The sequence below is a fragment of the Flavobacterium xizangense genome, from assembly GCF_054075145.1.
The window spans coordinates 1-271 of sequence record NZ_JBSIPG010000110.1; the positions used below are offsets into that span (position 1 = coordinate 1).

General features: G+C 37.3%; 1 protein-coding gene. It reads right to left on the reverse strand.

The annotated features are described in order from the left end of the window. Positions 1–271, reverse strand: a 271-nt coding sequence (locus ACWA1B_RS22720) for an efflux RND transporter permease subunit (protein WP_456910887.1), incomplete at both ends; no start/stop codon positions are given.

The window sequence follows — 271 nt, forward strand, 5'->3', positions numbered from 1 at the left end:
TTGATTAAGCTTCCTTTAGCAATTTTATTGAATTTCTCCATTCCAAATTGATGCGCTCGATGATCGAGAACTACAAACAATCCTTCGACCATTACGACGGCTCCGTCAATGATAATTCCGAAATCGACAGCACCTAAACTTAATAAGTTGGCACTCATCCCCATCATTTTTAAACATAAAAAAGCAAATAAAAGCGAAAGCGGAATTACAATAGAAACTGTAAAAGTGGTTCGCCAGTCGGCCATGAATAAGAATACAACACAAGTAACCA